The following is a 14498-nucleotide window of genomic DNA, read 5'->3' as shown; positions in this document are numbered from 1 at the left end:
AGAAACAACCCGGTTTCGTAAGAATTGCAACTTAAATTGTGTTTTTTCTTCTTTGAGTTTGTGAAATTATGAACAATTTTTGACGTTTCATAAAATACCCTTACCCGTAATAAAAGTTTGTGATATATTTCACGTATAAGGAGGCGATCACATGATTAGTCTTACCAGCAAAGTGGATTTTTACGAGAATTCATTCGATTTGCTAAAATCAATCGCCAATTTAATTGCAAATTAATCGCATGCTATATAATGCCAACTTCCCTATTAGGAAATGGAGCTTCCGAATCAACCCCATCTCAGCATCTGGCCAGACTGAAAATGGCGGGAATGATTACAGGAAGCTCATCGGCACAATATTGATTTACTAATCGGTGTACAAAAATTAAATCACGAAATTCGAATCTATAAATTCTCCGAAAGAGGGTAATCAGAATGGCAAAAAAAGTTGTAATCGTAGGTGGAGTTGCTGGTGGTGCTACAACAGCAGCACGTTTAAGAAGATTAGATGAGAAAACAGAAATCATGATGATCGAACGCGGTGAATATATTTCTTTCGCAAACTGCGGTCTTCCATATTATATCGGTGGTGCGATCCAGGAACGTGACGCTTTGCTTGTGCAAACGGTCGAAGGCATGTCTAAAAAATTCAACATGGATATCCGCAACCTGAGCGAGGTGACACGCATTGACCGCGAACGCAAGGTGGTTGAAATCAAGAACCTTAAAACAGGCGAAACTTATGAAGAAAACTATGATGTCTTAGTTTTATCACCGGGAGCAAGCCCAATCAAGCCTCCTATTCCAGGTATCGCTGAAGCCGAAGCACTATTCACATTGCGAAACATCCCCGACACAGACAAAATTAAAGCGTATGTTGATGAGCAAAAGCCTCGTAAAGCAACCGTCATCGGCGGCGGTTTCATCGGGGTTGAAATGGCTGAGAACCTTTGGGAGCGCGGAGTTGAAGTAACACTAGTAGAAATGGCTGACCAAATCATGGCACCAATCGACTTCGAAATGGCTTCTATTTTACATCAGCACCTTCGTGAAAAAGGCGTTAACCTTGTTCTTGAAGACGGTGTTAACTCTTTTGAACAAAACGGCAAGCTGATTAACTTGAACAGCGGAAAACAGATTGAGACGGACTTGGTGATTCTTGCAATCGGTGTGGCACCTGAAAACAAGCTAGCTAAGGAAGCTGATCTTGAGCTTGGCCTGCGCGGTGCAATCAGAGTGAACGAACGCCTGCAGACTGCTGACGATAGTATCTATGCAATCGGCGACGCTATTGAAGTGAAAGACTATATCAACGGCCAGGCGACTCACATTCCGCTTGCATGGCCTGCCAACCGCCAGGGACGCATCGTCGCTGACCATATCAACGGCATTGACTCTAAATACCAGGGTACTCTTGGCACTTCAATCGCAAAAGTATTTGATATGACTGTGGCTGCTACAGGCAATAACGAAAAGACTTTGAAGCGTCTTGGCATCTCTTACGATGTCGTGCACGTACACCCAAGCTCTCACGCCGGCTACTATCCTGGCGCCTTCCCAATCGCGTTAACATTAAATTTTTGACCGCGAATCCGGTAAAATCTTCGGTGCGCAGGCTGTATCTTACGATGGCGCAGATAAGCGTATCGACGTGCTGGCGACTGCCATCAAAGGCGGTATGACAATCTTTGACCTGCCAGACCTTGAACTGGCATATGCACCGCCATACTCTTCTGCAAAAGATCCAGTCAATATGGCTAGCTATGCAGCTAAAAATATTGCTGAAGGACTTGTGGAAACAATTCAGTGGCATGAAATCAATGACATCCTTGCAAACGGAGGATACCTGATCGACGTCCGCGAACCAATCGAGCGTGACATGGGCATGATCGAAGGCTCTGTGAACATTCCGCTTGGTGAACTGCGTGAGCGTCTGGATGAAATTCCTCGCGGCCAGGACATCTTTGTATACTGCCAGGTCGGCCTTCGCGGTTACCTTGCTACACGTATTCTGATGCAGGCTGGCTTCAAGGTGCGCAATCTGGATGGAGGGTATAAAACTTACTCTTGTGTATATGAGCCAGATGCTAGCGAAAACTGTGGCACTCCGATTAGTGATAATGGTATTGCGCAACGTAGAGCGATGGAGGAAATTGTTGCTGGTGCTGGAGAAGTTGGTGTGGGATTGGCTGTTGGGGCTGCTCCAGTTGCGGCTGGTGGAAATGTTGGATCGGCTGCCACTGCTGAGACTGCTGTAGTGGCTGCGACTACTCAAAGTGCTGTGGAAACTGCTATACCGACTGTAAAAACAACTCTCGATGCTTGCGGTCTATCCTGTCCTGGTCCGATTATGAAGGTGTATAAGACAATTGGCGATATGAAAGACGGCGAGGTGCTTGAGATCCACGCTACAGACCCTGGTTTTGCAAAAGACATTAAAGCATGGTGCGACAAGACTGGCAACAGACTTGTCAGCAATAAGTTTGAAGACAAGAAGTTCAAGGCGCAGATTATGAAGGGCAATGTCGTGGTACCTGTGAACGCAGTTGCGGCTCCTGCAGAGCTTCCAACTGGAATTCCAGCTGTAGCTCCTGTTAAAAATGGAGCAACCATGGTCGTGTTCAGTGGCGATTTGGATAAAGCTATCGCAACCTTCATCATCGCATCCGGCGCTGCCGCAATGGGCAAAGAAGTAACCTTGTTCTTCACCTTCTGGGGACTGAACATCCTGAAGCGCAGCGACGCACATTCAACTGAAAAAGACATGATGGCCAAAATGTTCAGCATGATGATGCCAAAAGGCGCGAGCGACCTGCCGCTATCTAAAATGAACATGGGCGGCATGGGTGCCAAGATGATTAAAACGGTCATGGCAAACAAAAACGTCGACAGCCTGGAGACTTTGATGAAAAATGCCACGGAAGCCGGCGTCAAACTAGTAGCCTGCGGCATGAGCATGGACATCATGGGTATTAAAAAAGAAGAGCTCATTGACGGAGTTGAAATCGGCGGTGTCGCTGCATACCTTGGCGATGCTGAGGATTCCGGGTTGAATTTGTTTATCTAAAGTGAATGATGATTGCGGTCGGCCCCTTTTGTGGGCCGTCTTTTTTTGAATCTATTCTCAGATCTCGATAATGGTTAGTTATCATTCTTGATTGGCCGCTGTAGTTCCATTTTTTATTTTTCGCTGGTAAATTAATTAATCTTTTTTGAGGATGATTTCATATTTTTCCATCAGATGGTAAAAGTAGCGATTATGGTTAAAAATGTAGCGATTATTGCCTTTTTCGTAGTGATTCCTGTCATTTTCGTAGCGATTAACTCTTTTTTCGTAGCGAATATGCTTCAAACTGTAGCGATTCTTTTCCCAGCCCAAAATAAGTTATCAAAAACCCTCCACATAGCAGGATTTTAACAAGCTTAATCCGAATTTTTAGGGTGTAACTTATTTTACGGAAAAGAGATGACCTTCATTGATAGTTAAAAAAAGAATATTTCCGCTAAGAATACAGATTAACGACGCAGTTTTAAGGAGATTGCCCCCGATTCATTCAAAACGTAATGAAGTTCTTCAAGATCAAATGAAAGCGTGGGCCGGCCATAAAGGTGAAGAGGCTCTCGATTACTACACTAGCTTGATTCACGAAGAACAATTCCACATTTTCCAAGGTATTCGCTTAAGCTCAGGAAGCAACCACTTTCAAATCGACTCTCTGCTACTTTCCCCAGCATTCGCTCTCATTATCGAATCCAAAAACATGGCGGGTACTCTGACTTTTAATTCTCCTTTTAATCAATTGGACCGAAGCCTTAATGATAAAACGGATACATTTGAGGACCCCCTCCTACAGGCAAAGAGACACAGACTGCTTCTTCAAAAATGGCTGCAAACTAATCACTTTCCGCGCATTCCGATCGAATATCTTGTTTTTAGCAGCAATCCTTCAACTGCGTTACGAAACCCTCACAATGATCCTGAAGTATACAACCGCGTTTGTCCCCCGGGTAAAATCATCTTTAAAATTGAAGATTTCCTTTCCAAATATAAAAGAGAAGTCTTATCTGTAAAAGAACATAAAAAACTCAGCAAGGTTTTGCTCAGAAGTGACGAGCCTTCACCTTCACACCTTCATCAATTTAAAATCACATCCGAAGATTTCCTTACAGGTGTCCAATGTCCGTCCTGTTCAATGTATGCAATGGAACGATATGCAGGTACTTGGAACTGCATTCATTGCGGCGCTGTAGCTAAGGATGCACATAAACAGGCAATTGAAGACTATTTCCTTATCATCAGCCCCACCATAACAAACAAGCAATTTCGCCATTTTATCCATCTTGATTCTCCTAAACTATCGACAAAGCTATTATCAAAGATGGACTTAAAACCCCATGGTACAACAAAAGGAATTTACTACACTACAATTTAAAAAATCCCCCGCCAACCCAGGCGGAGGATCCCATAAAATTATAAAGTCAACTTCGACCTCAAATAAGCATCAATAAACTGGTCAATATCCCCGTCCATTACTGCCTGGACATTACCAGATTCCGCACCTGTCCGGTGGTCTTTAACCATTGAATACGGGTGGAAGACATAGGATCGGATTTGGCTGCCCCAGCCGATTTCCTTTTGCTCACCGCGGATTTCATCAAGTTCAGCCTGCTGCTGCTCGATTTCTCGCTGGTAGAGTTTTGCCTTAAGCATTTTCATCGATGTTTCACGGTTTTTGATCTGTGAGCGTTCTGCCTGCGAGGAAACAACGACACCCGTTGGTAAGTGGGTGATACGGACAGCAGAGTCAGTCGTATTGATGTGCTGACCGCCGGCGCCGCTTGCACGGTACGTATCGATTTTCAAATCCTCAGTACGAATCTCGATTTCGATCTCGTTGTTGAACTCGGGCATAACCTCACATGATACAAATGAGGTATGGCGGCGGCCTGAAGAGTCAAATGGTGAGATACGTACTAAACGATGCACACCTTTTTCCGCTTTTAAATAACCGTAAGCATTGTGACCCTTGATTGCCAGCGTCACACTCTTAATTCCCGCTTCGTCACCAGGAAGGTAATCCAGAGTTTCAACCTTGAATCCGCGCTTTTCCGCCCAGCGAGTATACATCCTTAGGAGCATGGAACCCCAATCCTGCGACTCAGTACCACCAGCACCAGGATGCAATTCAAGAATGGCGTTATTTTTATCGTGTTCTTCACTTAAAAGAAGCTGAAGCTCAAACTCACTCATGCGCTCAGTGAATTCTTTAAGCTCCTTCTCAAGCTCTTCCTGAAGCTCAGCATCGCTTTCCTCTTTCACAAGCTCATATGTTAGATCAAGATTCTCATATGTCTCGTAAAGCTCATGAAAGACATTGACCTGTTCCTTCAGCCCGTTCGCCTCATTGATGACTACCTGTGCTTTCTGCTGATCATCCCAGAAATCCGGTGCCAGCATGCTGTCATCCAGTTCAGCTATACGCGCTTCCTTGTTTTCGAGGTCAAAGAGACCCCCTAAAGTCCGCTAATTTCTTAGCTGATTTCTCAAGCTCATTCCTGATATCTGCTAATTCCATATCGTTCACCTCATAGAAAAGTTATTTACTATTATAGCTTCTTAGAAGAATTATTCCACACATCTCAAGACCTACAGTCTCCACATTCAAAAAAGAAAACCAGCGGTCCCCCGCCGGCTTTACCCCTTTAAAGCACTGGGGGTCTGACCCCCACCGCTTTAACGCTTTAAACTGCCGGGGGTCTGACCCCCGGTGCGTTAATTTGTTAAAGCGCTTGTGCTTTACTTTTCTCTACAATCTTTATTCTGCTTTGCCGCAACAGTTTTTGTATTTTTTGCCGCTGCCGCAGATGCATGCATCGTTGCGGCCTACGTCCATTGCTTTGACTACTGGCTTTTTCTTGACTTTGCCGCCTTCGTCTTCTTTAGGATTTACGGCGTGGCCTTTTGCAACTTCCTGGCGCTCGAGGTTGCTGCGGATTTCGGCCTTCATGATATATTTAGCAACGTCTTCTTCGATGGAAAGAATCATGTTTTCGAACATCGCGAAACCTTCATGCTGGTATTCGCGGAGTGGATCGATCTGTCCGTATGCACGGAGATGGATACCCTGACGCAGCTGGTCCATTTGGTCGATGTGGTCCATCCACTTCGAGTCAACGGAACGAAGCACGATTACTTTTTCAAACTCGCGCATTTGCTCGTCCGTCAGCATTTCTTCTTTTTCATCGTAACGTTCTTTTACTTTTGCAAGGATGACTTCAACGATTTCATCCTGCTCTTTGCCGCGGAGGTCTTCAACGGTGATATCACCTTCGTGAAGCAGGTTGCCGTTCACATAATCGATGATGCTGTTAAGCTCCCACTTTTCCATATCCTCGCCTGCAGGTGTATGAGGAGCAACGTTTCGTTCTAATGAAGACTTAATCATGCCTTCAACGATACTACGAAGATTCTCAGATTCAAGAACCTCATCACGCTGCTTGTAGATGATTTCACGCTGTTGGCGTAATACATCATCATACTGAAGCAATTGTTTACGGGCATCAAAGTTGTTGCCCTCAACACGTTTCTGAGCGGATTCAACGGCCTTCGAAACCATTTTACTTTGGATTGGCTGTGTGTCATCCATGCCAAGGCGCTCCATCATCGCTTTCATATTGTCAGAACCGAAGCGGCGCATCAGTTCATCCTCCATTGAAAGGTAGAATTGAGTCACACCCGGGTCTCCCTGACGTCCAGAACGTCCGCGGAGCTGGTTATCAATACGTCTGCTTTCGTGACGCTCTGTACCGACAACAGCAAGTCCGCCAACTTCTTTAACACCTTCGCCAAGCTTGATGTCCGTACCACGGCCCGCCATGTTTGTCGCAATCGTTACAGCGCCTTTTTGTCCGGCTTCTGCAATGATTTCAGCTTCACGCTCATGGTTTTTCGCGTTCAAGACATTGTGCTTAATTCCTTTTTTCGTTAAATAGCCGGAAATCAATTCAGAAGTTTCAATCGCAACAGTACCGACTAGGACTGGCTGGCCTTTTTGGTGGCGCTCAGCAATATCCTCAGCAACTGCGCGGAACTTCCCTTGCATAGACGCATAAATCAAATCCGGACGGTCGTCACGAGCAATCGGACGGTTCGTCGGAATGACAACAACGTTCATGTTGTATATGTTGCGGAATTCCTCTTCCTCAGTCTTAGCTGTACCCGTCATACCGGAAAGCTTCTCGTACATACGGAAGTAGTTCTGGAATGTAATCGTAGCCAGTGTCATGCTTTCATTCTGGATATCAAGGCCTTCTTTTGCCTCGATTGCCTGGTGAAGACCTTCACTGTAGCGACGGCCCTTCATCAAACGTCCTGTGAATTGGTCAACGATGACGATCTCGCCGTCCTGGACAACATAATCCACATCCAGGTGCATGCTCGCATTGGCTTTTAACGCCTGGTTGATATGGTGAAGCAATGTTACATGCTTAATGTCAAAAAGGTTCTCGATCCCGAAGGCGCGTTCTGACTTCGTAATCCCTTCTTCAGTCAGTTGGACACCCTTTGTTTTTTCATCGTATGTGTAATCCTCTTCACGCTTCAATGTGCGGACGAAGGCATTTGCCTGGATATAAAGTGCCGCTGATTTCTGAGCGGAACCGGAAATGATCAATGGCGTACGGGCTTCATCGATCAAGATGGAGTCAACTTCATCGATTACACAGAAGTGCAGCGGACGCTGAACTTTTTGATGCGAATAAAGCACCATGTTGTCGCGCAAATAGTCGAAACCGAATTCATTGTTCGTACCGTAAGTAATATCCGCTCGGTATGCTTCCTGCTTCTCTTCCTTTGTCATGCTGTTCAGGTTCAACCCAACAGTCAAGCCAAGGAATTCATACAATTTGCCCATCTCAGTGGCGTCACGGCTTGCCAGGTATTCGTTGACAGTAATAACGTGAACACCCTTGCCTGTAATCGCGTTCAGGTAAACCGGCATTGTCGCCGTCAACGTTTTACCTTCACCAGTCTTCATCTCGGAGATATTGCCTTCGTGAAGGGCAACGCCACCCATAAGCTGTACTTTATATGGATAAAGGCCAAGGACACGCTTCGCTGCTTCGCGGACTACCGCAAATGCTTCAACAAGCAGTTCATCTGATGACTCGCCTTTTTGGTAACGGTTCTTGAATTCCTCCGTCTTTTCCTTTAACTGCTCGTCCGAAAGTTTTTCCATATCGGCCGCCAGCGCATCAATTTGATCCGCCAGTTTCGTCAGCTTTTTGATATCGCGTTTATTCTGGTCGAAAATTTTCGTTAAAATCCCCATACAGACGCTCCTTTTATCTATTGAATCTGGTTGTATTTTTATCAAAAAATCGTTTTTATTTTTACTTTAAAATGAATCCCAAAGAAAAAAGATTCGCTGTGAATGCACCGAATCCCTTTTAGAAAAATTCGATATATTTCTCCTCCTATCTTACCACTTACACAATGGGGTGACAACTTATGCAGAAAGGCGGCTCGTAATGGTGGAATTCTAAGCGGATACAAAAAAATCCCCCTGATGTCAGAGGGACCAAAATTTATTGATTTTTCATGAAACTTAATACTTCCAGATCAATCTTGCCTTTCTCTTGCTCTCTTTCCTCGAAGTTTTCTGTGTGGATGTATGCTGTCAGGGCTTTGTGCAGCTCCTCATCATCAGCGGGATTGGCTTTTAAATATTCCAGTCGTTTAAGGTGGCTAACTACTTCTGCCTTCACATCGCCTTCAATGGCAACGACATTCTCCGGCTTCGCTTTTGCAAAATATAGCTGTTGCAGCCCATAAATCCTGATCAGTTCTTTGATAGGTTCCGGGTGGTCATCGACACGCAAGTCAATATAGCGATCGTTGTAGCCGCCATAGCCACCATTTTCTTTTACAACAAGCAGTGCGGCTGACTGCTGGCCCCTGCTGTCTCCTCCAGCCTGCTGCCCGGCATCCAGGGCCATTAGCAATCTGTGTGCCAAAGAACCTTTCGTTGTTTCAAAGGTTTTGGCCATGGCCTGAACCGTCTTCTCATCTACTAAAATATTCCCCTGAGCAGCAAAATGCTTTCCGGCCATCCCGCCTGCCCAGTCATAGCAATATGTACCTGTAAAAGTTGCAGCATTTCCCTCGGCATCAATCAAGCCAACCTGGCGCATTTCTTTATCCTGATCGTCCTTCGTGATGAGCTCGATTACTTCCTCTGCCGATTTGCCTTGAGCCATTAATTCTAGCGCCTGAGGGCCATAAGCAGTGTTTGCGTAAGACTGAGTAGCAACTGCCCCAACTCCAGCCTTCGCGAACGGCACAACGGCACCGACACCGAGGAATTTGGACTGTACTGCAATACCCCATTCTTTTTCCTTGGGATCATAGCCTCCGATTGAAAATGTCATTTGTATCGCCTCCTATAAAAATATTTCGGCAACCGGTATATAAATTCCTTTTGAAGGCAAAATTAAACCCACAGCCAAAATCTGACTGTGGGTCGATGTTATGATGGATAGCTAGTTTTCTTGTTTAAGAAAATAGCCTTATTGAGCTTCAATCAGACCATAACGGCCGTCATTACGCTTGTAAACGACGTTTGTCTGGTTTGTTTCAGCATTTGTGAACACGTAGAAGCTGTGGCCAAGCATATTCATTTGCAGGATCGCTTCTTCGCTGTCCATCGGCTTCAGGTCGAAGCTCTTTGTACGGACAACTTCTAGATCGTCTTCATCTTCAAATTGCTCAGTTTCTGAGAAAATTGGAACGAAGTCTTTCAGGCTGTCCTTATCACGGAACTTGCGGTTTACCTTTGTTTTGTGCTTGCGGATTTGGCGCTCCAATTTGTCAGTAATCAGATCGATCGCTGCATACATATCTTCATGAAGTTCCTCTGCGCGAAGCACTAGGTCCTTCATCGGAATTGTAATTTCAACTTTTGATTTTTTATCTTGGAAAACTTTCAGGTTCACACTTACGTTGGCATTGGGTGACTCCGTAAAATAACGCTCAAGCTTAGCAACCTTTTTCTCAATATACTCTCTGATTGCTGGAGTTACCTCAATGTTTTCTCCACGAATGTTGTAGTTCATAGTGGACTCCTCCTTTGGGATATGACTATGTATTACTAATTCTATTTTACCCCAAAGAACTCCTGCAAAAACAGTCAGAAGATTTGACGAATTTATGTCTATTTTTAATGTCGACATAGTAGTTATTTTGTAAAAACCTGTCCAGACATGGAAAAACCGCCCGAAATGGGGCGGTTAGACGATATAATAAGGTTTTAATTCTTGATCGATTTGCTTTTTCCAAACCAAAAAAATCGAAAAAATTTTATCCTGAATAATTTGTCCAATATGGAGGGGATCGTCCTCGAATGCAAGCACTTCCGTAGCATCAAGGACATCTTCAAATTGGTCAAATCGCTCCAGAAGGGAAGGCTGATCCGCAAATTGTTCAGGAATAATGGAATTCGAGCTATCAATCTGTGAAAAAGCAAGGAGGATATCATCCCATAACTCCTTCGCTTCTTCAAATCGTAATTCCTCGAAACACAAAAACATATGAACAAACGCTGCCTCGATCGTCTCAAGCAGCCCAGCATATTGGACGACCAGGTGGAAATTCTCTTCATTTAAGGTTGTCATCCATCCACCTAATTTCTTTTGTCGTAGAACATGCCGTCTGTGGAAAGGTTTTGATACGGATTGACATACTTCGTATTCGACTCTTTTTTAGTCTGCAAATCTTTAATATCCTTTTGAATTAGAGTTTTTTCCGTTTGTAAAAGCTGCATTAACCTAGCGTTCAGCTGGATTAATTTTTGACCGGTTTCCACCTCATCTGGAGTATAGGGGGCAGCCATTTCCTTCATCAAGCTTTCCCGTTGATCCAAAAGCGACTGCACCTGTGCGATTTTTCCGTCACGTTCTTCAGCCGACGATAATATTCGGATCAATTCCTCTGTCAACTCGTAATATTGGCTGACAGCACCCACTACGCCTTGCCACCCTCAGCAAATTGCTTCTGGCGGTTCAACTGGATGACCTGCTTCCACGTATCACGGAATTCTGTAACCAGGCCTTCCACTTCCTCTAAAATCGCCTGGTCATTCTTGATATTCGCCTCAATCAAACGGCGATGCATATAATCGTATAACGACATCATGTTCTGTGAAACTTCCAAGTCCATATTCAAAGTGACCATCAGCTCTTGTACAATCTTTTGTACTTTAAGGATATTGGTATTTCTAGCCGGGATATCTTGTTGCTCCATCGCATGCTTTGCAAGATTAATAAACTTCAAGCATCCGTTATATAACATCAGCGTCAGCTCCCCCGGGGAAGCCGTGTTAACTGAAGATTGCTGGTATGACTGATATGGGTTATTTAGTGCCATGATTTACTCTCCTTTTTGTGAAAGGGCATTTTATTAAGCGCCGCTAAATTGCTGCATCAAATAGGCAGACTGGCTGTTCGCTTTCTGGATGGCTTTTTCCATTGCCGTGAACTGGCGCCAGTAGCGGTCTTCTACTTGGGTAAGACGGGATTCAAACCTTTTTATTTGGCTATCTACACTTAACAAATCTTTACCAAGACTGAATTGCTGGTTCGTTGAAAAAGCATTTCCAGCTTTGGCTTTGAGTTTATCCATGATCGAATTAGAAGTATCATAGAGCCTTTGTGCAATCCCTTTTTGACCATCAGTGGTTCCTGAGGCATTAAAGAGTCTTTCAACTGACAAAGGATCTTCTTCGATTGCTTTCTTTAAATCAGCTTCGTTTATCGTTAATTTTCCACCTTCTAGATAATTCGCAGTGGTTGTAATTCCAATGCTAGCAAGCTGCTTATACAACGGACTGACTTCGGCATTATCAACAGGTGTATAGAAGTTAGAGCGCATTTGGGAAAGAGCTCCGGTTAAAATGGAATCCCTTCGCAACAAACCCATCTTGGACTTTTCCTCCCATTGCTCCTGCTGCTTATCGCTTAATGTCTCCCGCTGTTCGTCAGTTAAGGGCTGGTAGTCCTTATAATAGGTTTCAGATGTTTTCTTTTGGACTTTATCAATTAATTCGTTATATTTGTCAACAAATTTCACTATATTTTCGAACACTTTAGTAGAGTCATTGTTAATGTTAACGCTGATAGCAGGATCAGTGTTATTAGCAGCAATAGGATCATTATTGAACGTTTGCTTTAAGGTGAAAGTCACACCATTCATTTCGAATGTGTTTGAGGTTCGCTCAGTATCTAAGCCGTTTATGGTGAACTTTGCATTAGCACCTACAGTCGTGACATTGCTAGATGTGCTTGCACCAAACTTTAACGTGTTTTCGATAAAAGCACCTTTATAATCGATCTCATTGCCTGCAGTATTGAAATCACCAGTTTCTTTTCTCGTCATCGTCATGCTTTTAGTAAAATCATCATAAAACATGGTTACACCGGCAGTCGATGAGTTGACCTCATTGATCACCTGATTCAATGATTCTGATCCTTTTACAAGGAAGTTTTCCGTTACCTTAACTCCTCCTGTTTTATAGGAGGAAACGGAAAAGTCCGTATATTTTTGGTCATAATTGACTTCAAACGAAACAGAGTCCATTGTGGAGCCAGCAATCGAACGCATGTCATTTGTAAGATCGATTTTACCAGTTTGAGTATCTAAGGTACCCACCACTACTGACCCTCTTAAAATCTGCCTTGATGTGTCTCCTGCATTCCCACCAACCGTTAACGGTTCTGATGGTGCTGTACCGATTTTCAAATTAATTGAGTTTATATTATTTATAGCACCATTCGTAAGCTGCAACGATTGAGTGTCTTTCGTTATCGCCGATGTAGTCTCGGTTTTGTTTTTAGATACATACTCAACAGCAACCGTGCTATCTTTAGAGATCGTATTACCGAAGATCAGCTCTCCTGTGCCTGCATTAAATTGCACCTGGTCTTTTCCTGCAACTGGAGTTCCGGTGACCACTTCAAAGCTCTTGCCATTTACTTTAACGCTCCACGATGCCAGCTTAGTAGCATCAAGGTTGGTTATTTCACTCGCACTTAATCCCAGATTAACAGTAGTACCATCTGCAGTAGTTTTAACTGTTTTACTTTCTACAACACCAGTGCTCCAAGTTACACCGGCAGAGAAGGTTTGAGATACCAAAGATTTATTGCTATCAAAAGTCGATCCGGCGATGGATCCTGTATTTTTAATCGTTTCCGCACTGGCTAATTGCTTTACACTGGAAATCGAAAATGAAGATTCGCTGGCAGAACTGTTAGCCGTTGCTGAAACACGCGCATCGTTCGTTGAAGATGTGGTACGGGCACGAAAGGTCGATGACAGTTTCATCGTTGTCAATTCTTTTCGGAAATCCAAAAAAAGATTGTTCATTGCGCGATAATCATCCCTGCGCCACTCAATGACTTGCTTCCTTTGCTTTAGCTTATTTACAGGCATTCGCTCTGCCTTCATCAAATCACCGACAATTGAGTCGATGTCCATGCCGCTTGCAAGGCCGCCGATTCTTACCATAGTTGTGCACCTGCCTTCTAAATCTTTTTATCCACGATCAATCCAAGGAATTCATTCATTGCCGCGTAGAAATCCAGCATTTTTTTTGGAGGGATTTCTCTGACGACTTCATTCGTTTTTTCATCAACAAGAGTTACATAGTATTCCTTCAGTTTTTCATGATATTGGAATTTCAAAGCGGTATTGCTATGCTCGAGGAACTTATTAAGGCCCTCTACTACCCCTTCCATTTTTTCTTTTGGAAAGGTCTGAGCTTCTTCTTTTACAGGAATTTGTCCGGGATTCTGTTCTGGTGCGGTCTGTGAACCGCTGTCAATACTGTCAATTTTCGTCTTGATCGTTTCGTAGATGTAGGAACTCGCTGTATTCGAAGAGAGACTGTTAAGCATGAAATTGCCCCCTCAAAAGCGCATATTATATAGTTTATATCGGCCTGTCAGCCACAACTCTTTAACATTTTGTGAAAAATAAAAAGCCTCCTCACATGAGAAAGCTTTTACGTATAGATATTGATCAACATGCCCTGGATTTCGCCGACAAGACCTAAAAGGTCGATTCCGGTTTTTTCTTTATCGAGTACCGTGTTTGTGAGATCGATCAGCTTGCTGTCGACTTCTTTTACAAGCTTATAAATCTTGGAGGAACCACGTTGATTAAAGCCGCGGTGTTCCTTCAGCTCAAGCCCATTCTTCACGGCATCTTCCATGAAATCTTTTACGAGTTTCTTATATTTTTTTAGATTCTCGACCGACCGGGTATCAACAAGCTTCTTGCCCTGATCCTCGATCTCCTTCATTTTCCTGCTCAAACGTTCTAACGTAACATCCGTGCGGCGCTGGCTGACGACTTCGCTGAATGAAATTGAATCTTTTGCAACAGCTTCCTTCATTCCTGTCTTCGTTAAAGAAGCTTTGGAGACTCGCTGAATATCCATCGGTTC

Annotated in this window: 12 protein-coding genes and 1 pseudogene; 3 read left to right on the top strand and 10 right to left on the bottom strand. The window is 43.9% G+C overall.

Features of this window, described 5'->3' with window-relative positions; translation table 11 throughout:
• Positions 1-432: 432 nt before the first annotated feature.
• The 3 genes and pseudogenes from V7201_RS19875 (at position 433) to V7201_RS19865 (ending at position 4430) form a co-directional block, all read left to right on the top strand.
• A pseudogene (locus tag V7201_RS19875) lies at positions 433-3064 on the top strand (CoA-disulfide reductase).
• Positions 3065-3256: 192 nt separating this feature from the next.
• Positions 3257-3415, top strand: coding sequence for a hypothetical protein (locus tag V7201_RS19870; protein ID WP_335378505.1), 159 nt, complete (start codon positions 3257-3259; stop codon positions 3413-3415).
• A 58-nt stretch (positions 3416-3473) separates the two neighbouring features.
• Positions 3474-4430 carry a nuclease-related domain-containing protein gene (locus tag V7201_RS19865; protein WP_335378504.1) on the top strand — a complete coding sequence of 319 codons (957 nt, stop codon included), beginning with the start codon at positions 3474-3476 and terminating at the stop codon, positions 4428-4430.
• Between the two features lie 38 nt (positions 4431-4468).
• On the opposite strand, the gene prfB is transcribed toward V7201_RS19865, so the two are convergent.
• From prfB to V7201_RS19815, 10 genes are all read right to left on the bottom strand, one after another.
• Positions 4469-5573, bottom strand: a protein-coding gene (gene prfB / locus V7201_RS19860; RefSeq protein ID WP_335378503.1) for a peptide chain release factor 2 whose coding sequence is annotated in 2 segments (ribosomal slippage) — positions 4469-5500 and positions 5502-5573 — 1104 coding nt in all. Because the reading frame shifts where the segments join, the coding sequence is not laid out codon by codon here.
• A 240-nt stretch (positions 5574-5813) separates the two neighbouring features.
• Entirely contained in the window at positions 5814-8327 is a 2514-nt protein-coding gene (secA, locus tag V7201_RS19855; protein WP_335378502.1) for a preprotein translocase subunit SecA, read from the bottom strand.
• 256 nt (positions 8328-8583) lie between these two features.
• Positions 8584-9426: a DUF1028 domain-containing protein gene (locus tag V7201_RS19850; RefSeq protein ID WP_335378501.1), complete on the bottom strand. Its 843-nt coding sequence runs from the start codon at positions 9424-9426 to the stop codon at positions 8584-8586.
• 138 nt (positions 9427-9564) lie between these two features.
• Positions 9565-10110, bottom strand: coding sequence for a ribosome hibernation-promoting factor, HPF/YfiA family (hpf, locus tag V7201_RS19845; protein ID WP_335378500.1), 546 nt, complete (start codon positions 10108-10110; stop codon positions 9565-9567).
• A 174-nt stretch (positions 10111-10284) separates the two neighbouring features.
• Positions 10285-10668, bottom strand: a complete 384-nt coding sequence (locus V7201_RS19840) for a hypothetical protein (protein ID WP_335378499.1) — start codon at positions 10666-10668, stop codon at positions 10285-10287.
• An 8-nt stretch (positions 10669-10676) separates the two neighbouring features.
• Positions 10677-11018 carry a flagellar protein FliT gene (locus V7201_RS19835; RefSeq protein ID WP_335378498.1) on the bottom strand — a complete coding sequence of 114 codons (342 nt, stop codon included), beginning with the start codon at positions 11016-11018 and terminating at the stop codon, positions 10677-10679.
• On the bottom strand, positions 11018-11419 hold the full coding sequence (gene fliS / locus V7201_RS19830) for a flagellar export chaperone FliS (RefSeq protein ID WP_335378497.1): 402 nt from the start codon (positions 11417-11419) through the stop codon (positions 11018-11020). The genes V7201_RS19835 and fliS overlap by 1 nt, the downstream gene beginning before the upstream one ends.
• A gap of 33 nt (positions 11420-11452) precedes the next feature.
• Complete coding sequence (fliD, locus tag V7201_RS19825; protein ID WP_335378496.1) at positions 11453-13558, bottom strand: flagellar filament capping protein FliD; 2106 nt, start codon at positions 13556-13558, stop codon at positions 11453-11455.
• 17 nt (positions 13559-13575) lie between these two features.
• A complete protein-coding gene (gene flaG / locus V7201_RS19820) occupies positions 13576-13947 on the bottom strand; it encodes a flagellar protein FlaG (protein ID WP_335378495.1) in 372 nt (123 codons plus the stop codon).
• 107 nt (positions 13948-14054) lie between these two features.
• Positions 14055-14492, bottom strand: coding sequence for a YaaR family protein (locus V7201_RS19815; RefSeq protein ID WP_335378494.1), 438 nt, complete (start codon positions 14490-14492; stop codon positions 14055-14057).
• Positions 14493-14498: the final 6 nt, after the last annotated feature.

It is taken from the genome of Bacillus sp. JJ1122 (assembly GCF_036964885.1).
In the GTDB taxonomy this organism is placed as follows: Bacteria; Bacillota; Bacilli; order Bacillales; family Cytobacillaceae; genus Mesobacillus.
Note: the sequence above shows the minus strand (reverse complement) of the source record. Positions and strands in the feature narration are given on the sequence as shown.

What these genes read in the sequence shown, in the direction of transcription:
- V7201_RS19815 (WP_335378494.1), bottom strand. Translation starts at nt 14,492, where the DNA reads ATGGATATTCAGCGAGTCTCCAAAGCTTCTTTAACGAAGACAGGAATG.
- hpf (WP_335378500.1), bottom strand. Translation starts at nt 10,110, where the DNA reads ATGAACTACAACATTCGTGGAGAAAACATTGAGGTAACTCCAGCAATC.
- V7201_RS19870 (WP_335378505.1), top strand. Translation starts at nt 3,257, where the DNA reads ATGGTTAAAAATGTAGCGATTATTGCCTTTTTCGTAGTGATTCCTGTC.
- fliS (WP_335378497.1), bottom strand. Translation starts at nt 11,419, where the DNA reads ATGGCACTAAATAACCCATATCAGTCATACCAGCAATCTTCAGTTAAC.
- flaG (WP_335378495.1), bottom strand. Translation starts at nt 13,947, where the DNA reads ATGCTTAACAGTCTCTCTTCGAATACAGCGAGTTCCTACATCTACGAA.
- V7201_RS19850 (WP_335378501.1), bottom strand. Translation starts at nt 9,426, where the DNA reads ATGACATTTTCAATCGGAGGCTATGATCCCAAGGAAAAAGAATGGGGT.
- V7201_RS19840 (WP_335378499.1), bottom strand. Translation starts at nt 10,668, where the DNA reads ATGACAACCTTAAATGAAGAGAATTTCCACCTGGTCGTCCAATATGCT.
- fliD (WP_335378496.1), bottom strand. Translation starts at nt 13,558, where the DNA reads ATGGTAAGAATCGGCGGCCTTGCAAGCGGCATGGACATCGACTCAATT.
- secA (WP_335378502.1), bottom strand. Translation starts at nt 8,327, where the DNA reads ATGGGGATTTTAACGAAAATTTTCGACCAGAATAAACGCGATATCAAA.